At 66.4% G+C, this 19,058-nt stretch carries 12 protein-coding genes; 7 read left to right on the top strand and 5 right to left on the bottom strand.

Going from position 1 to position 19,058, the window contains the following annotated elements; all coding sequences use genetic code 11:
- The first annotated feature begins 5 nt into the window (after nt 1–5).
- The 4 genes from treY to HWN72_RS19025 all read left to right on the top strand — a co-directional run bounded on the left by treY (nt 6) and on the right by HWN72_RS19025 (nt 4,516).
- A complete protein-coding gene (treY, locus tag HWN72_RS19040; protein ID WP_248006128.1) occupies nt 6–2,237 on the top strand; it encodes a malto-oligosyltrehalose synthase in 2,232 nt (743 codons plus the stop codon).
- Between the two features lie 127 nt (nt 2,238–2,364).
- Nucleotides 2,365–2,676 (top strand): hypothetical protein, encoded by a 312-nt coding sequence (locus HWN72_RS19035; RefSeq protein ID WP_008832197.1) that lies wholly within the window; start codon nt 2,365–2,367, stop codon nt 2,674–2,676.
- Nucleotides 2,673–4,238 carry a PepSY domain-containing protein gene (locus HWN72_RS19030; RefSeq protein WP_036527118.1) on the top strand — a complete coding sequence of 522 codons (1,566 nt, stop codon included), beginning with the start codon at nt 2,673–2,675 and terminating at the stop codon, nt 4,236–4,238. The genes HWN72_RS19035 and HWN72_RS19030 overlap by 4 nt, the downstream gene beginning before the upstream one ends.
- On the top strand, nt 4,235–4,516 hold the full coding sequence (locus HWN72_RS19025) for a DUF3325 domain-containing protein (RefSeq protein ID WP_036527116.1): 282 nt from the start codon (nt 4,235–4,237) through the stop codon (nt 4,514–4,516). Before HWN72_RS19030 ends, HWN72_RS19025 begins: the two co-directional genes overlap by 4 nt.
- Here the strand turns inward: HWN72_RS19025 and HWN72_RS19020 are convergent.
- A complete protein-coding gene (locus HWN72_RS19020) occupies nt 4,513–5,415 on the bottom strand; it encodes a LysR family transcriptional regulator (RefSeq protein ID WP_036527113.1) in 903 nt (300 codons plus the stop codon). The two genes, HWN72_RS19025 and HWN72_RS19020, sit on opposite strands and share 4 nt — an antisense overlap.
- Before the next feature lie 105 nt (nt 5,416–5,520).
- Here HWN72_RS19020 and HWN72_RS19015 point away from each other — a divergent pair, with 105 nt between their 5' ends.
- Both HWN72_RS19015 and HWN72_RS19010 read left to right on the top strand, forming a co-directional pair.
- Complete coding sequence (locus tag HWN72_RS19015; protein ID WP_008831459.1) at nt 5,521–6,318, top strand: SDR family NAD(P)-dependent oxidoreductase; 798 nt, start codon at nt 5,521–5,523, stop codon at nt 6,316–6,318.
- 115 nt (nt 6,319–6,433) lie between these two features.
- Nucleotides 6,434–8,272, top strand: coding sequence for a diguanylate cyclase (locus tag HWN72_RS19010; protein ID WP_008831460.1), 1,839 nt, complete (start codon nt 6,434–6,436; stop codon nt 8,270–8,272).
- 4 nt (nt 8,273–8,276) lie between these two features.
- On the opposite strand, the gene HWN72_RS19005 is transcribed toward HWN72_RS19010, so the two are convergent.
- The 4 genes from HWN72_RS19005 to HWN72_RS18990 form a co-directional block, all read right to left on the bottom strand.
- Nucleotides 8,277–9,575 (bottom strand): D-amino acid dehydrogenase, encoded by a 1,299-nt coding sequence (locus HWN72_RS19005; protein WP_036527111.1) that lies wholly within the window; start codon nt 9,573–9,575, stop codon nt 8,277–8,279.
- A gap of 108 nt (nt 9,576–9,683) precedes the next feature.
- Nucleotides 9,684–11,276, bottom strand: a complete 1,593-nt coding sequence (locus HWN72_RS19000; protein WP_036527108.1) for a peptidase dimerization domain-containing protein — start codon at nt 11,274–11,276, stop codon at nt 9,684–9,686.
- Between the two features lie 164 nt (nt 11,277–11,440).
- Entirely contained in the window at nt 11,441–13,033 is a 1,593-nt protein-coding gene (locus HWN72_RS18995; protein WP_211150975.1) for an amidohydrolase, read from the bottom strand.
- Between the two features lie 16 nt (nt 13,034–13,049).
- Nucleotides 13,050–15,944, bottom strand: coding sequence for a TonB-dependent siderophore receptor (locus tag HWN72_RS18990; RefSeq protein ID WP_248006127.1), 2,895 nt, complete (start codon nt 15,942–15,944; stop codon nt 13,050–13,052).
- Nucleotides 15,945–16,586: 642 nt separating this feature from the next.
- On the opposite strand from HWN72_RS18990, the gene HWN72_RS18985 reads away from it, so the two are divergent.
- Complete coding sequence (locus HWN72_RS18985; protein WP_211150974.1) at nt 16,587–19,055, top strand: zinc-dependent metalloprotease; 2,469 nt, start codon at nt 16,587–16,589, stop codon at nt 19,053–19,055.
- Nucleotides 19,056–19,058 lie beyond the last annotated feature (3 nt).

The raw sequence follows: 19,058 nt of genomic DNA, 5'->3' as shown, positions 1-19,058 counted from the left end.
TGCCGATGCCGCAAGCGATACCCTTCGTCGCCACCTACCGGCTCCAGCTACGGAACTGCGTGGACCTCGACAAGGCGCGCGAACTGCTGCCGTGGCTGGGGACGCTGGGCATCAGCCACCTCTACCTGTCCCCGCCCTTCCACGCCGCTGCAGGCTCGACCCACGGCTACGACGTGATCGATCCCACCCGCATCGACCCGGCGCTGGGCGGGGAGGAAGCCTTCGAGCGTCTGAGCCAGGCGGCGACGCTCGCCGGGATCGGCATCGTGATCGACATCGTGCCGAACCACATGGGCTTCACTCCCGAAAACCCGTGGCTGGCGGACGTGCTGCGCCATGGCCGCGACAGCGCGCACGCCGGCATCTTCGACATCGACTGGGAAGCCGGGCCGCTGCACTTTCCGGTCCTCGACGGAACCATCGAAGACCTGCTGCCAGCCGATCAGGTCGCTCTGGCGGGAGATGGCGATGACCCACGCCTGCGTGTCTACGAACGCGAATATCCACTGCGCCCGACCGACCTTTCCCGCCATCTCTGCGGCGCAGCGCGCTCGCTGGACGCGCCGACTCTCCGCGCCCTGCTGGCTGAGCAGCACTGGTCGCTGGGAGACTGGCGGACAAGCGCGGACAGTATCGTCCACCGCCGCTTCTTCAACATCACCGACCTCATCGGCGTCCTTCAGGAAGACCCCGAGGTCTTCGCGCTGACTCACCGCTGGATCATCGATCAGGTCGATGCAGGCCATATCCAGGGCCTGCGCGTCGATCACATCGACGGACTGGCACGGCCCGGCGGCTACCTTCAGCGCCTGCGCGATGCAGTGGGCGACACCCCGATATGGGTCGAAAAGATCGTCAAGGCCGGTGAAGAACTGCCTACTGCCTGGCCGGTTGAAGGCATGAGCGGCTACGAATTCATCACCCCGCTTACCCGCCTTCTGACGTCTCCCGAAGGCCTGGCGGCGGTGCGCGAAGCGTCGACCGATGCCGTCCCGCGTGACTACGGACAGGAAGTCCGCAAGGTCCGCCAGGAATTGCTGGAGGAGGTCTTCACGCCCGAACTTAGCCGCGTGACGGGTGCCGCGCTGGCAGCACTCGCACTCGGCGAGCAGACTCGGCCACAGATAACGGAAGCGATCTGCCGGCTGGCGACGATCTGGCCGGTATACCGCTCCTACGCGGCCGATCTGGCCTCGTTTACCCCCCAGATCGCGGAGGCCATCGGCCCAGCGGCGGAGGACCCCATGGCCGCGAGCCTGATCGATCTGCTGCGCGCGCCCGACGATATGCTGGCACGCAAATTTGCCGCCCGCTTCGAACAGTTGACCGGTGCGTTGACCGCGAAGTCCGAGGAAGACACCGTGTTCTTCCGCAGCGTGGCCTTTCTGCCGCTATGCGAAGTGGGTGCCGAACCCGAACTCGATACCATCGACGCTGCCGGCTTCGCCGCCGCCATGGCCAGGCGTGCCGACCTGACACCCCTCGCGCTGGATGCGGTGTCCACCCACGACACCAAGCGCTCGGCAGATGCGCGCGCCGTCCTCATCGCGCTGGGCTATTTCCCGGACCTTGTGCGAGGGCTCTATGCCGATGCACGGCGCCGCGCGCAGGAAGCGGGGGTTCCGGAACAATGGGCGCTCTATGCCCTGCAGACGGCCCTGATGCTGCGCGCCGAACCTGATGCGGCGGAACGTATCGACGCGCACATCGCGAAGGCGATGCGGGAAGGCAAGGACATGTCGCGGCACGAGGCACCCGACGAGGCGGCGGAGGCTGCCGTCGCAGAGCTGTGCCGCACGCTCCATCGCGAACTGGCGGCCGGCGCCTTGCTGCCAGCCCATTTGCGCGGCGAGTTCGAAGCCGCGATCGAAACCGTCGTGCTGGCACAGACCGCCTTGCAACTGACCGCGCCCGGCATTCCCGACGTCTACCAGGGCAGCGAGATATTGGCGATCGGGCTGACCGACCCGGACAATCGCCGTCCGATCGACTGGAACGCAATGGCATCGGGCAAGGTGCCTCCCCTGTCCGCGCGCAAGCTGGAGCTTACCCGCGTCCTGCTAGACCGGCGGCGTGAACGGCCCGATCTGTTCGCACGCGGAACTTATGCACTGCGCGCTGACGAAGACAGCTGGATCGTCGAGCGCGCATGGCAGGGTGAAGCCTTTTCCCTGCGCATTCCGATGCCGCGCCTTCGTTCGATGCACTGCCTGAAGGAAGTCCCAGCCACCGGCTAGGGCCGCGCGCCCATCCGTTGACAACGCCCCGTACCGCGACTAGCGAATATTGCGAGTGCGTCGCAATAACATCGTTACGTCAACGATTAGGGGGTTCCGTGAAAATTCGCATGGCGGCAATTCGCCGATGACCGTACGCAACGGCACCATCGGTCGCTGCGAGATCGCCGCGCGGCTGATTGCGGCGATACCCGCCAACTACCTTTTGACGTCCGTTGCGACAGCCTGTCTTGCGCGGCTGCTCTGGCAGGGGCTGGGCGTCGATCCGGCCAATGCAAGCGTGGCCGCGACCCTAGCCTCCTTCGCCCTGTTCGCCGTGCTCGCGCTCGTGGCCTTCGGAGCGCGTTCGGTGGTCAGGCTCTGGCTGTGGCTGGCAGGCTCCGGACTGTTGCTCGGCGCTGCATTGTGGTTCTCCCTCTCGATGGGAGGGCGGATATGAAGGACAGCCTTCGCCAATCGATGGCATTGTTTCATACCTGGAGCGGGTTGCTCCTCGGATGGCTGCTCTTCGCAATGTTCGCCACCGGGACCGCAGCCTACTTCCAGGACGAGATCACCCGCTGGATGCAGCCCGAAGTGACAGGCGACGCCGACCCGGCAATCGCCGCGCAAGGTGCGATGCGCTATCTGAACACCGTCGCCCCGGATGCGAAGAGCTGGTACATTTCCCTTCCCAACAGCCGCAGCGCCACCACGCAAGTCTACTGGCAGCCTTCCGGCGAACGCCCGGCGAAACGGAGCGAGACCAGCGCCCTGCTCGACCGTGACGGCCGTGCCATCACCACGCGAGAAACGCGCGGCGGCTTCTTCCTCTACCGCTTCCATTTCGACCTGCACTACATGCCGGTGCTGTGGGCACGCTACCTTGTCGGCGTCGCGGCGATGTTCATGCTGGTGGCGATCCTCTCGGGCGTGATCACGCACAAGAAGATCTTCGCCGATTTCTTCATGCTGCGCTTCGGCAAGGGGCAAAGAAGCTGGCTGGACGCACATAACGTCACCGCCGTGCTGGCGCTGCCCTTCCATCTCATGATCACCTTCACCGGGCTGGTGACGCTTGCGTCGATGTATATGCCCTGGGGCATCGCGGCCAACTATGCAGCGCCCGCCGCCTTCTCCGAAGCGGTCTTCGGGCGTACAGCCGAAGTGGAGGCCAGCGGCAGACACGCCGCGCTGGTCGATCTTGCGCCGCTGGTCCGCCGAGCATCCGCCCAATGGCACGGAGAGCGGGTCGGCTATATCAGCATCGCCAACCCCAACGATGCCGCCGCCCGGATCGATATGAACCGCGCCGCCGAAGCGCCATTCGGCGCGCGCGGGCAGACGGCGTCGTTTGAAGGCGCCACGGGTCGCCCGATCGGCTCCCACCGCGCCGCCGGAGCCGCACTGGCAACGGAGAGCGTGATGATCGGCCTGCACACCGGCCGGTTCGCCAAGTGGGGCCTGCGCTGGCTCTATTTCCTGAGCGGTCTCGGCGGGACGGTGATGGTCGGCAGCGGCCTTGTGTTGTGGACCGTGAAACGGCGCGCACGGCTGCCCGATCCCTCGCGCCCGCACATGGGTTTCCGTATCGTCGAGCGGCTCAATATTGCCGCCATCGCAGGACTGGCGACGGGTATCGCGGCCTACTTCCTCGCCAACCGCCTGCTGCCCCTCGAAATGGCCGACCGCGCCGAGCATGAAATCGACAGCCTGTTCCTCGCGTGGTTCGGCGTCGGACTATGGGGAATGCTACGGCCCGCCGGCCGCGCGTGGACCGAGACGCTGGCGATGGCCGGTGCCTGCTTCGTGGCCATACCCCTCGTCAATGCACTGACGACTTCGCGCGGACTGCTCCCCAGCCTGCTGGCAGGCGACTGGACTTTCGCTGCCTTCGATCTGGTCATGCTGCTGCTTGCCGCCGGCTTCCTTCTCGCCGCCGTGAAAAGTGCCCGGGCGCGGGCCAAGGCGACGCTCGGCCGGAAACCGCGCGCAACATCCCGCCAGGCGACGAGCGCATGATGCATCTTCTTCCCGCCCTCATCGCCTTCGCCGGGTTCCTTGCACTGGCCGCCGCCATGAAGCGGCACCAGCGCGATCTCCTCGGCAAATCGCTGACGGAGGCGCAAATGCAGCCGGTACGAATGGCAGGATGGCTGCTGCTCGGTGCAGGCTGGACCGTAAGCGCGGCATTGCTCGGTCTTGCCATGGGCACGATCGCCTGGCTCGGCGAACTGAGCTTGGGCGCCGCGCTGACCGTCGCCACGCTCAACTGGAGGACCGGCCGCCGCGCCCGCTAGCCCGTTCCCGGCAGCACCAGTTCCCGATCAAGGAAATCGAGGAATGCCCGGATGCGCGAGGCCAGCCGCCGATGGCCGACGTAGAGGGCGTGGATGTCCTCATGGTCGCCCGGATTGAATGGCGTCAGGATTTCGACCAGCCTTCCCGCCGCAAGATCAGCGGCGACATGAAACCGGCCCAGCCGGGCAATCCCGCCGCCCGCAACCGCCATCATCCGCACGACTTCGCCGGAATTTCCCAGAAAGGCGGCCTCGATCGGCCTTTGCACCAGCGCTCCATCGACCCGGAACGGCCATGTATCGATCGAGCGGCGGAAGCTGAACTGGAGACAGGCGTGGTCCGCCAGGTCGCGCGGATGCGCCGGTTCGCCATGCTCGCGCAGATATTCGGGGCTTGCGACAACGGCCATCATGCTGCGCCCCAGTTTCTTGGCCTTGAGGCCGGTATCGCGCAAGGGGCCGATGCGGATGGCAAGGTCGGCCCGCTCCTCCACCAGATCGACCAGGGTATCGGACAACGCCAGATTGACCGTGACCCCGGGACAGGCCCTGCGAAAGCGCGGAAGGATCGGCAGCAGACACTGCATGCCGAACGGCACCGAGGCATTGATCCGCAGCGGCCCCCGAGGCGCTTCTTCCGCCGAACCGAAGCCACGCTCGACCTCGTCGATTTCCGCGACGAGGCCCGCAACCCGGCCGCGATAAACTTCCCCTTCCGCAGTCAGGGCCAGAGCCCGGGTGGTGCGCGAGACAAGTTGCACGCCCAGCCGCCCCTCGAGCCGCGCCGTGGCGCGGCTCACCGCCGAGGGCGTCAGGCGCAGCGCCTTGGCGGCACTGGCAAAACTGCCGCCCTGTGCCACGGCGAGGAAAATCTGCATTTCGCCGAAGCGGTTGTCCATCGCGTGATCCGTGATTCTGATTCACTTCTGATATGCCCCACCTCTCACTAGTCATCAATCCTGCGAGCACCTAGGTTCCGGCCACACCAGAAGGAACATCACGTCATGGATCTCAAGCTCACCGGCAAGTCCGCACTCGTCACCGGCTCGACCGCCGGCATCGGCCTCGCCATCGCCGAGCGCCTCGCTGCCGAGGGCGTGGACGTCGTCATCTCCGGCCGCAATCAGGCGAAACTCGACGAAGCCGCAGCCAAAGTCGGCGCGGCGGCGGCGAACGGCGGCAAGGTACGCGCCGTGCTCGCCGACCCTGCAACCGCCGAGGGTGCCGAAACCCTGATCGCCGCGGTCCCGCAGGCCGATATCCTCGTCAACAACCTCGGCATCTACGAAGCCAAGCCCTTCACCGAGATCACCGACGCGGACTGGCACCACTTCTTCGAAGTCAACGTCGTCAGCGGCGCGCGCCTTGCCCGCCACTACTTCCCGAAGATGCTGAAACAGGATTGGGGCCGCGTGATCTTCATCGCCAGCGAAAGCGCGCTCGTGATCCCCGGCGAGATGATCCATTACGGCATGACCAAGACCGCCCAACTAGCGATCGCGCGCGGCCTTGCAGAGCAGACGCGCGGAACCGGCGTGACGGTGAATTCGGTCATGCCCGGGCCGACGCGCTCGGAAGGCATCGTCGAGTTCATCCGTTCGGTCGTCGACAACAAGGATGCGCCGGAAGCCGAGCGCGAGGCGGAATTCTTCGCCAAGCTGCGCCCCTTGTCGCTCATCCGCCGTCTGATCGAAGCTGACGAGATCGCGGCGCAGGTCGCGCTGCTCGCCAGCCCGCTCGGCGCCATCACCAACGGCGCGGCGATCCGCGTCGAAGGCGGGATCGTGCCGACCATCGCCTGACGTGCCGATAGACCGCCTGCCGCCGCGTTCAAGTCACATTTCAGTTTTGTAATTTCGATTGCAACGCGGCGGCAGATGACCGAGGGCTCTATCTCCCGCTTATACGGAGATTCCCTTGGTCGGGTCGTTGTCGCGTCGCATCGTCATCCTGTGCAGCGTGCTGTGCCTGTTGCTGGCACTGCTCGCAGGGTTGCTGCTCGAAGGGTCCGCGCAGACGCGCGCCAGCCTCGCGTGGGTCATCCATTCTTCGCAGGTGCTCAAGACCGCAAACCGCGCGATGGGGCATCTGCAACAAGCGGAATCCGGCGAGCGTGGCTTTGCCCTTACGCACAACCCCGAATTCGGCGAGACGGTAGAGGCCGAAGTCGGCGCGGCGCGAGCGGCGGCAGGCGAGCTTGTCATCCTCACCAAGGACAATCCCGCCCAGAACGACCGCGCCGTCCAGATCCGCACCCTCATCGGCCAGCGCGCGGACCTGCTGGAGCAGATCGCCAAGCAGACCCGCGCGGGTGATTTCACCGGCGCACAGGCCGCCGTCGCATCGGGACGCGGGCGCTATCTCATGCAACTCGTCGAGGCGCGCGTGAGCGACCTGCTCAACGAGGAACGCGCCCTGTCGACGACGCGAACCGACGTTGTGGACAAACGCCTGAGCTACATCACCTGGCTGGTGCTGGGCGGCGTGCCGCTGACGATGATCTTCGTCGGCTACACCGCGGCCACGCTGATCCGGCGCATCCGCCGCCCGGTCGATGCGATGATGACGGTCATGGGCCAGCTTGGCGCGGGCGACCGCGCCGCGCGCATTGATGCCCACATGGAATCGAGCGAGTTCGAACGGCTGGCAAACGGCTACAACGCCATGGCCGAGGAACTGGAGGGCGCCGTCGCCGACCAGCACGAAAGCCAGGATCGCCTCCACGTCGCCAATGCGGAACTCAGCCGCAACACCGAAGTCCTGCGCGAACGTGGCGAGGTGATCGAACTGCTCGGCGGCATGGCCCATCGCATGCAGGCCGCCCGCACCGACGACGAACTGGCATCGATCATCCGCGTCTTCGTCCCGCGCGTGCTACCCGAAATCCCGGGCGCGCTCTACGCCCACAACAATTCGCGCAACCTGCTGGTGCCGATCGCGGCCTGGGGTGGGCTGGATGTTGCCTCATCAGGCTTCGCGCCCGATCAGTGCTGGGCTCTGCGCCGAGGCCAGAGCCACTTCGTCGTCGAGCCCGATTCCGACATCGTCTGCGCCCATGTCGGCAACCAGACCGACCATTACCATTGCGAACCGCTGTTGGCGGGAGGCGAGGTTATCGGCGTGCTCTACCTCAAGGGCGTGGTCGGAACCGAGAACCGTTTCCGCCTGACGGTGCTGACCGAGAACATCGCCTCCGCCCTCGTCAACCACCGCCTCCAGCGCGGTCTGCGCGAGCAGACCATCCGCGATCCGCTCACCAGCCTGTTCAATCGGCGCTACATGGAAGAGACGCTGGCGCTGGAAATCGCCCGAGCCTCGCGTTCAGGCAGCCCGCTCAGCCTCGTCATGTGCGACGTCGATCACTTCAAGCGCTTCAACGACGAGTTCGGCCACGATGCCGGCGACGCCGTGCTGCAGGCGGTGGCGACAGAAATGCGCAGCCGCTTCCGCGACGGCGACGTCGTCTGCCGCTTCGGCGGCGAGGAATTCACGATCATCGCACCCGGCACTTCGGCAGTCACCCTCGCCGCACGGGTGGACGCCGTGCGCCAGTCGATCAGTGAACTGATCGTCCATCAGGGCGGCCGCGCGCTGGGATCGCTGACGATGTCCTTCGGCATCGCATCGTGGGAGGACAGCATGGAGCGCGACGGCTCCACGCTTATAAAGGCCGCCGACGCCGCGCTCTATCGTGCCAAGCGCGAAGGGCGCAACCGGGTCCTCGTGGACGCGCGTTCGGAAACGCTGACGGCCTGACGCCTCAGGCGCTGCGGCGCTGTTCGGCCTCATCCGGCGGGATCATCTGCGCGACCAGTTCCGCCGTGATCGCCGAAAGCGTCCAGCCCAGATGCCCATGCCCGGTGTTGTAGAACACGCGCGGATGCCGTCCCCGGCCGACGAAGGGCATCATCGTCGGCGTCATCGGCCTGAGGCCCGCCCACGGCACCACCTGGCGCGTGCTCATGCCGGGGAAGTGCCGCTCGCTCCAGTCGACCAGCGGGCGGATGCGGTCGGCGCGGATGTCGCGGTTGAAGCCGTTGAACTCCGCCGTGCCCGCCACCCGGAAACGGTCCGCGCCGAGGCGGCTGGTGACGATCTTGGCGTCCTCGTCGAGCAGGCTGACCTCGGGCGCGGCGGCGCGGCTCTCGTCGTCGTTCAGCATGACGGTGATCGAGTAGCCCTTGACCGGGTAGATGTTGACTCGGTCCCCCAGCTTTGCCGCCAGCGCGCGGCTGGCGACCCCGGCGCAGACCATCACCATGTCCCCCTCTACGACCGTTTCGGCACCGAGATCATCGGTCGAAAAGTCCTGCAGGCGGCCGGTATCGGATCCTTCCCCAAGGCCGCCCGCCGCCTGCAGCCGGACCGACACGCCGTCGGGCCGAAGCGCTATGCCGTCCACCTCGCCGCCCAGCACGAACCGCGCGCCGAGGCGGGCGCAGGCGCGGGCGAGGCCGGTGGTGAACTTGTGAATGTCCCCCGTGGAATCGGACGGGGTGAAGAAGCCGCCGCAGAAATCGCCCCTGAGCATCGGTTCGATGCGGGCGATATCGGCGGGCGAGACTTCCTCGCGCTCCAGCCCGCCTTCGCGCAGCAGCACGTTGCCACGCCGGGCCGCCTCGAACGTCTCGGCGTTACGATAGAAATGGAGGATGCCGCAGCGCGAGAGGTCGAAATCTATGCCCTCGCGCTCCGCAATGTCGAACAGGTGACGGCGCGCGGCGATGGCAAGGCGGGTGGTTTCCACGGTGTTGGCGTGGTGCCTGCCGATGGCGCCGACGAACTGCGCCATCCACGAATACTTGTGCAGCGAGGGGCGCGGGTTGAACAGCAGCGGCGCGTCGGGGCGCAGCAGCCAGCGCAGGCCCTTGGTGATCGTCGCCATGGAGTTCCACACTTCGGCATTGCTGGCGGAAAGCTGCCCGCCATTGGCGAAGGACGTCTCCATCGCCGGGTAGCGGTGCCGTTCGACCAGGGTGACCTCGTGCCCGCGCGAAAGCAGGGCGTAGGCGGCCGTGACGCCGGTGATGCCGGCGCCGATGACGATGATGCGTGCCATCTGCAGGTCCCTTCGTGGGAAGGAGGATATCGTAAGGAAAAGAACCGGCCGGGGCAGTTGGCTCTTGTCAGGGTGTTCGTGACCCCGGCCGGTTGGCGCGCTGGGGGGCTAGCTGCCCGCGCCGGAGGTTTCGCGACCCGAAGCCTCGTAATCGATGCCCAGTTGCTGGAGGTAGGAATCGTACTTCTTCGGATCGTAGTAGCTGGGCTGCATCGCGGGGCGGATCTGCGCCATCGTGCGCGCGTTGCGGTCGATCGCGGGCATGTCGGTGGCGGCGATCAGCGGATCGTACTTCTGGTCCTTGAGCTGGACGTCCTTCATCCAGGTCTTGGCCTCCGTGATGATCTGCGGCGTGGTGACGAGATCGAGGATCGTCATCGCCACCGCCTTGGCGCCGACGACGGTGCCCTTGTGCGCGATCGGCGTGGCCATCGCCATCGCGGCGGTGGCGTGGTGGAAGATCACGTTGGGAATGTTCGCCGGATAGCCGATGGTGACCGTCGGCACCGTCCACATCACGTCGCCGATGTCGTCCGAGCCGCCGAAGCTGGCATCGCCGCGCAAGTCCGGGGTGGAGAGCGGCGCCACCTTGTCGGGCAGCGGCGCGACCTTGAGGTGGTTCTTCACCTGCACCGCCTTGGCAAAGGCCTGATCGGCGGCGGACCACTGCGGTACGCCCACCGTCTCGATATTGGCGTAGAGCGCCTCGGCCAGCGGCTTGTTGCCGTAGTTCGGCGCGGCGAAGCCCAGCACCTTGCGGCTGACCGTGGTGCCCGTGGCCAGCGCCGAAGCCTCGGAAATCTGGTTGCCGACTTCGTAGAGGTTGCGCAGCGAGGCGAAGTCCTTGTCGCGGAAGTAGTACCAGCTGCTCGCCTTGTCGGGCACCACGTTGGGCTGGCCGCCGCCGTTGGTGATGACGTCGTGCGAACGCTGCGTCAGCGGCAGATGCTCGCGCCGGAAGTTCCACATGACGTCCATCAGCTCCACGCCGTCGAGCGCGCTGCGGCCCTCCCACGGCATGCCCGCCGAGTGGGCGGTCTTGCCCTTCCACTCGTACTCGACGGAGATCATGCCCGTCAGGCCAAGATCACCCCAGCCGGTGCCGAACCCGGTGTTGACGTGCGCGAAGATCGAGGCGTCGACGTCCTTGAACATTCCCGCGCGCACATAGTACGCCTTGGTCGCCAGCAGTTCCTCGGCGACGCCGGGCCACAGCATCAAGCGGCCCTGCAACCCGTGCTTCGTCATCACCTGCTTGGCGGCAAGCGCGGCGGCGACCATCAGCGGCATGCCCGAGTTATGCCCCTCGCCATGCCCCGGCGCGCCCTCGGTTAGCGGCTTGACCTCCGCCACGCCGGGCACCTGCGAGACGCCAAGCAGCCCGTCGATATCGCTGCCCAGCGCGATCTTCGGCCCGCCGGTGCCCCATGTCGCGGTGAACGCGGTGGGGACACCGGCCACGCCGCGCACGATGGTGAAGCCGTTCTTCTCGAGGATACCGGCGAGGTACTCGCTGGTCTTCACCTCCTGAAAGCCGGGTTCGGCGAACGAGTAGATCTCGTCCACCATGACCTGGATCTGCTTGCGCTGCGCCTCGACGGCGGCGGCGACTTCCTGCTTGAGCGCCGGGTCGGCAGCCGCCTGCGCCGCTCCGGGAATGAGCGAGGCCGCAGCAAGGGCGGCGGCGATCAAGGTACGCAACCCGTACCCGCCAGGGCGCCGGTCGTCCCCCCCTCGCTCGTCATTGCGAGCGTAGCGAAGCAATCCAGAGCGGCGCGGCTCTGCCCTGGATTGCCGCGCGGCTTCGCCGCTCGCAATGACGGGGGTGGGGGAGGCAGAGGAATGTGTGTTGCTGCGCATCCCGATTACTCCGCCGGCTTCGTCAGGGTGGGGTACTTGACGCCCAGCTGGTCGAGGTAGGTCGGGTACTTCGCCGGGTTGTAGTAGTATTTCTCCATCATCGGCCGGTAGAGTTGCATGTTGCGCTCGTTCAGCCAGATCGCGGGCACGTCCTTGTCGGTCAGCACCGGCGCGTAGGTGTCGGTCTTCAGCTGGACGTCGGTGAAATAGGTCTTGGCGTCGGTGACCAGCTGCGGCGTCGTCAGGATGTCGAGCACGGTCATCGCTACCGCCTTGGCGCCCGCCTCGACGCCCTTGTGCGCGATCGGGGTGGCCATGGCGAAAGCCGAAGTGGAATTGTGGCCGATCATGTTGGGGATGTTCGAGGGGAAGCGGATGGTGATCGTCGGCACCGCCCACATGATGTCGCCGATATCGTCCGAGCCGCCACCGGTGGAGGGCTTGCGGTTCTCCGGCGTCGAGAGTTCGGCGACTTCCGACTTCAGCGGCTCGATCTTGCGGTCGTTGAAGGTCTGCGCGGCCTTGGCGAAAGCCTGGTCGTCGGGGCTCCACTGCGGCATGCCGACCGCCTTGATGTTGGCATAGGCAGCTTCGGCCAGCGGCTTGTTGCCGAAGTTGGGCGCGGCATAGCCCAGCGTCTGCTGGCTCACCGTAGTGCCGGTGGCGAGCGCGGCGGCCTTGGCGATGTCGTTGCCGGTCTCGTAGAGCTTGCGGATATCGGCGAAGGTCCGCTCGCGGAAGAAGTACCAGATGCTGGCCTTGTCCGGGACCACGTTGGGCTGGCCGCCGCCGTTGGTGATGATCATGTGCGAGCGCTGCGTCAGCGGCAGGTGCTCACGCCGGAAGTTCCACGCGACGTCCATGATCTCCACCGCGTCGAGCGCGCTGCGCCCCTCCCACGGCATGCCCGCCGAGTGCGCGGTCTTGCCCTTGAAGCTGTATTCGACCGAGACCATGCCGTTGTTCCCCATCTCGCCGTAGCCGGTCGAGAAATCGGAACTGACGTGGGTGAAGATCGAGGCGTCCACGTCCTTGAACAGCCCAGCCCGCACGTAATAGGCCTTGGTCGCCAGCAGCTCCTCGGCGACGCCGGGCCAGAGCATCAGGCGGCCTTCGAGGCCGTGCTTGGTCATCACCTTCTTCACCGCGATGGCCGCGGCGACGATCAGCGGCATGCCCGAGTTATGGCCCTCGCCATGCCCCGGCGCGCCTTCGACGATGGGCTTGAGATACGGCAGGCCGGGGGTCTGCGACACGCCGAGCACGTCGTCGATGTCGCTGCCCAGCGCGATCTTCGGCCCGCCCTTGCCCCAGGTGGCGGTGAAGGCGGTGGGAATGCCCGCCACCCCGCGCGTCACCGTGAAGCCGTTCTTTTCGAGGATGCCGGTGAGGTATTCGCTGGTCTTCACTTCCTGAAAGCCGGGTTCGGCGAAGCTGAAGATCTGGTCGACCATGACCTGGATCTGCTTGCGCTGCGCCTCGACTTCCTTGGCGACCTCGTCCTTGAGCGGCTGCGGCGCGGCGGCATGGGCAGGGGCGCCCATCATCGCGGTGGTGGCAAGGGCGGCGGCGAGCGCGGCGCGTTTGACGGTCTTCATGATCCGAAATCCTCTCTTAGAACTCGACCTTGGCGGAGACGCGGAAGGTGCGGCCGATCACGTCGTAGCGGCTGCGGTTGGTCTGGGCATAAGCGGGTACGTTGTTGCCGTCCGGACCGTTGCCGACGAGCACCGGGTCCTTGTTCAGCAGGTTGTTCACGATGAAGGTCAGGTGGCCGATGCCGTCGCCCATCGTCGGGAACTTGAAGTCCACCGAGGCGTCGAAGTAGACCGCGCCCTTGATCGAGTTGTCGTTGATCGTGCGGTACTGTGCGGTGCTGGCCGGGCAGTCGCCATCGCACTCGATCCAGTCGTTGCCGTAGACGCCGTCGGTGAAGCCCCGCGCCACCAGGTTCAGGCTGACCGGATCGATATCGTAGAACGCGCTGACGCGGTAGACCCAGTCGGGCGAGGCATACGTGCCGCCCGCCAGCACGCCCGCGTAGTCGATCGGGAAGCTGATGCCGTCGTCGACCACGTTCTCGATATAGTGCGTGGCCTGCCCGTGCAGGCGCAGGGTGCCGGGGCCCACCTGCGCGGTATAGCTGGCCTCGATGTCGAAGCCCTTGGTCTGCTGGCGGGCGAAGTTGATCGGGGTGAGGTCGATCGTGCTCAGCTGCCCGTTCACGAAGTGAATGTTCGGGCAGTAGGAGGTGATGTTCTGTTCATAGCACAGATCCACCGTCTGCTGCGCGGTGATCGATCCGATCGCGTCCTTGATCTTGATCTCGTAGTAGTCGAACGAAAGCGAGACGCCCGGCAGGAAGCTGGGCTCGAACACCGCGCCCAGCGTCCAGCTGTCGGCCACTTCGGGCTTGAGCGCACGGTTTCCGAAGGCATTCTGCACGAACTGCAGCGATCCGGTCTGAGGGGCATTCGCGCCCGTCGGGATGATCACCGAATTGGTACGCGCAGTGCCCGCAGCAAACAGTTCATCGAGGTTGGGCGCGCGGATGTCATGGCTCAGCGTGCCGCGGAAGCGCAGCGAGTCCAGCGCCTGCCAGTTGGCGCCGACCTTCCAGGTGCCGACCCAGCCCGACGTGGAATAATGCGTCCCACGCGCGGCGGCGTTGACGTTCATCCCGTCGAAGATCGGCACGTCGAGTTCGAGGAAACCCTCGGCCACGTCGTACTTGCCCTGGTTGACCCGGAAGTTGCCGTAGAGCCAGCCCGAGTTGAAGACCGGATCGACCGAACCGTTGATCTGCTCGCGCCGCCACTCGACGCCGGTAGCGAAGGCGATATCGCCGGCGGGAAGCGCGAAGGCCTTGCCCGAAATGGTGGCGGCGGCGACGTCCTGCTTGATCGTCTGGTGGCGCAGCGGCTGGTTGCCGTCGTTGTAGATGTAGTCGAGCGCCGCCTGCGAAGGGCCATTGGTGCCCAGCCGGTCGATCGGCACGCAGCCGTTGCCCGGATTAGTCAGGGTAGAGCGGCACACGATGTTGCCCGAACCGTCGAACACTGCATCCTGCGCCAGAGCCATGCGCGAGTTCATCCAGGTGTTGGTCAGCTCCTCGCGCGCCTTGGTGACGCCCTTCTGGTAGTAGACGTCCCAGTTCATCGGCTTGTCGAACAGGTCGAACTTGCCCTTGGCGCCGATTACGCCGCGATAGACCTGACGCCTGATGTTGCTCCCCGGGATCGGGAAGCCCGCGTTGGAGGTGCCCACCGTGATCGAGGACAGCCCTTGCGTCGCCATCTGCGCCGCGACGGTGGGGTACTGGCTGAGCAGGTAGGCATTGTCCGCCGCAATGGTCACCCCGGTGCTGGGAGTCTGCTGGTACGAGGACGCGCTGACCGAGCGGTTGTAGGAGAACTGCCCGAAGATCTCGATGTCGGGCGTGATCTCGAAGCCGACGCGCTGGAATGCGCTCAGGCGTTCATCGAGCGGAACGAGGGTGTTGGTGCCGACATGGCCGGCGAGTGTGGTCTGCCAGTCGCCGCCGATCATCCACGGGCTGGAGACGGTGCCATAGTTGAGCTGCCCGGTCTGCCCCTCGCCAAGGAAATAGGTGCCGCGCAGCGGGCCGCTGGTGATGAGGCCGCCCGAGGTGTAGCCCGCCGGACCGATGCCGCTGCCGACGAGGCGCTGCGGCTCGCCGTTGCCGGCGACGTAGGCGGGGTTGTTGATCTGGAAGTAGCCGGAATTGTTCCAGTCGCGGTCGATCCCCTCCTCGCGGTTCTGCTTGAAGTAGGAGACGTTGGTGAGCAGGTGTAGCCGGTCGTCCAGCAGCGAGAAGCCCGCGGTGCCGGTGAAGCGGTAGTTGAAGGCGTCGCCATAGGTCGAGATGCCGGTGTCGGCGCCGATCTTGAAGCCCTTGTAGCCGGTGTCGAGGATGAAGTTGACGACGCCGCCCACCGCGTCAGAACCATAGGCCGCCGAAGCGCCGCCGGTGATGACTTCCACCCGCTTCACCAGATCCTGCGGGATGGTGTTGATGTCCACGGTGCCGCCCACGGTCGAGGCGACCGAGCGCTGGCCGTCCACCAGCACCAGCGTGCGGCCGACGCCCAGCCCGCGCAAGCCGATCGAGTTGATGCCCGCACCCGCGTTCGAAAGCCCGCCTGACGCCGTGCCCGAAGTGCCCGAACCGGCGATGGCGGGCATCTGGTTCACGAAGTCGGAGATGTTCGCGGGGGCCTGCGCGGCGATGTCCGCTTCGCCCAGCACCGCGACCGGAGTCGGCGCGCTGTAGCCGTCGCCGACGATGCGCGAACCGGTGACGACGATGTCGTTGACCGGCTCCTCATCCGCAGGCGTCGGCGCGCCTTGCGCCATGGCCGGAGCGGCGAGCAGCAGCGGCACTGCCGCGCCTGCCAGCAGCAGGGCACGGACCGAACGCGCTGAAAAGGTTTCCATCATGCCTCGGCGCTGCGAGGATCGGCCCGAGGCCTGGACTACATTGCGCATCGCGAAAAACTCCCTGTGACCGAATCTCTCGCCACAGGCACCCTCATCCCGACGGACGGGGAATGGACGCGGTTCCTCCAGGCACACGGATGTGCTCACCGCCCTCGCGGCGGCGCCGGCAAAGCGCTTGCTGAAAGACCCGTATTCCCCGTTCCCGCCTACCCTTGCGGGAACCCCATCATCCGGCAGCGTCCGTCTTGGATTTCGGTTTGCCCCCGATCCGGATCGCTGCCTGATGCCGTCGATACTATCCGGAAGGGAGCGAATGATCCCAAGAAAGTTGCGTCTATTTTGTCGATCACTTGATGGATTTCATCGTTAATTTCGCAATCAACGCAAGATTGGTGCGAGCGGCCTGCAACCTGCGCATTTTCCCGAACGCGATTGCGCCCTGATTCGCGAAATGCAGCGCAGCATCGGCGATCCACTAGGCGACATGTGCAAGCGATGCCGCGCCTGCGCATGATTATCTCGCACATTCCCCCATCTGCGCAGGATTTCATCAACGCCAAGCAGTTCCGCCCCGATAAGTTCGGGGAAGCTGCGCGAGGTTTGCGCTAGGCTTTGCTGCAACGGCGAGATGAGGGGTTCACGCTCTCGCCACCAGCGCCGCACACCAGCGCCAAAAGGGGAATAATCGCGATGTCGTTCGTCACCCGCATGAAGCCTGTTCTTGCCGCAAGTTGCGCAGTTGCCGCGTGTCTTAGCGTCCTTCCCGCATGGGCCGCGCCGGTCGCGGTCGCCTCCACCGCCGAAGGCTCGTTGCTGCCGGTGCAGGTCGATGCGGCCAAGGGCAAGGTGCTGTTCACCCTGCCCGCCCCCGCCGCCGACGGCACTTCGGGCCGCTACCTGTTCACGCAGGCGATCAAGACCGGCCTCGGTTCCGCCGCGATCCGCATCGACCGGGGCATGCAGGGCGATACCAAGGTGCTCGCCTTCCGTCGCATGGGCGGCAAGGTCGCCGTCGTGTTCGAGAACCCGCGCTTCCGCGCCAGCGGCGACGCGGGCGTGCAGATGGGCGCGAAGGCCAGCTTCCCGTTCAGCACCGTCGCCATGCTCGACGTGGTGAGCGAGGCTGCCAACCTGAACGGGAGCGGCGTCACCGTCGACCTCACCCCGCTGCTGATGACCGACGCGATGGACCTGGCAGGCGCGATCGGCGAAAGCGCCAAGGGCTACAAGCTGTCGGAAAAGCTCAGCGCGCTCGATCCCGCCTCGGTCAGGGTCTTCCCGAAGAACGTCGAGCTGGAGACGGTCCAGACCTTCACCGCCGACAGCGCGGGCCGCGAACTCGATACGCTCGCCCCCGATGGCCGCGCGGTCAGCGTCACCGTCCATTCCTCGCTGATCGCGCTGCCCGAACCCGGCTTCGTGCCGCGCAAGTTCGACATCCGCTCGGGCAGCCACGCCACGCAGGCCTATGACTTCGGCACCCCGCTGGGCACGCCGATGCTGGTCGAATATTCCAACCGCTTCCGGCTGGAGAAGACCGACCCGTCCGCCGCGCGCTCTCCGGTCAAGAAGCCGATCGTCTTCTACATCGACAGCGCCGCGCCCGATCCGATCCGCACCGCGCTGGCCGACGGCGTGCGCTGGTGGGCCGACGCCTTCGACGCGGCGGGCTTCGTCGATGCCTTCAAGGTGGAGATCCTGCCCCCCGGCGTCGATCCGCAGGACGTGCGCTACAACGTGGTCAACTGGACCGACCGCCAGAACCGCAGCTGGTCCTACGGCGGCGGCGTGATCGACCCGCGCACCGGAGAGATCGTCAAGGGCGTGGTCGTGCTTGGCGCCCTGCGCGTGCGGCAGGACATCACCATCTTCGAGGGTCTCGTCGGCACCGCGCAGAACAACACCGGCGGCCCCAACGACCCTGTCCGCGCCGCGCTCGCCCGCATCAGCCAGCTCGGTGCGCACGAGGTCGGCCATGCGATCGGCTTCGTCCACAACTTCAAGGCCAGCCTGCAGGACCGCGCCTCGGTGATGGACTACCCCGCGCCCAAGGTCGCCATAACCCGCGGCAAACTGGACCTCAGCGACGCTTACGCCACTGGCATCGGCAAGTGGGACAAGTTCACCGTGGACTGGCTCTACGGCCAGCCCGCCCCCGGCGTGGACGGGGATGCGGAGGCTGCCGCCAAGGCCGATGCGATCCACAAGGCAGGGCTGATCTTCGGTACCGACGTCGATGGCCGCGCGCCCGACCTCGCGGTGCCCGGCGTCAACATGTGGACCGAGGGCAACGACACCCCCGCTGACCTCGCCCACACCATGGAGGTGCGCCGCATCGCGCTGGCGAACTTCGGCCCCGGCGTGCTTGTGTCGGGCGAACCGCTGTCCAACCTGAGGCGCAAGTTCGTGCCGATCTGGCTGTTCCACCGTTACTCGATCGATGCCACCGGCAAGCTGGTGGGCGGCGTGAACTATGAATACGCCGTCGTCGGCGACGGGCGCGGCGCGCCCTCTCCGGTCCCTGCCGCGCAGCAGCTGGAAGCGATCGACGCGCTTGTCGGCACCCTCTCCTCCCATGAACTGACAGTGCCCGCCTCGCTGGCGATGATGCTTTCGAGCGGCAGCAGCGCCCGCCCCGATGCCGAAGCCGTGCCCGAAGTGATGCGCGGCGCGGGCGCGGCGGTCTTCGATCCGCTCGTCGCCGCACAGGTCGCCGCGCAAGTCACGCTCGACAGCCTGCTCGCGCCCGCACGCCTGACGCGCCTGCACATCCAGCACGGCTATGATGCGGGCCAGCCCGGCGTCGGCACACTGCTGGGCAAGCTCTCCCCGGTCGTGGCCGCGCACGGCGATGCGGTGTCGCGCCGGATTTCGCAGGCCACCCTGCTCGCCATGGCCACCGCGCGGGCCGATGCCGATACCCCCGCCGACGTCGCCGCCCTGCTCGACGGCTACCTCAAGGAAACCGCTGCGGGCTTCGCGAAGGCGAAGGGCGGCTCCGAGGATGCGCTGTGGCAGGTCTCGATGGCCACGCTGCTGCGTGATCCCGAACGCCTCTCGGTCGAGATCGGCAAGACCAGCCGCCCTCGCCCGCCGATTCCCGCCGGGATGCCGATTGGTGGCGATACCGGATGGTTCGACAACATTCTGTCGGAATAACGC

Origin of the sequence: Novosphingobium sp. HR1a, from assembly GCF_015594425.1 — a bacterium.
GTDB lineage: Bacteria > Pseudomonadota > Alphaproteobacteria > Sphingomonadales > Sphingomonadaceae > Novosphingobium > Novosphingobium resinovorum_A.
The sequence above is the reverse complement of the archived record's forward strand: the minus strand, read 5'-3'. Positions and strand labels throughout refer to the sequence as shown.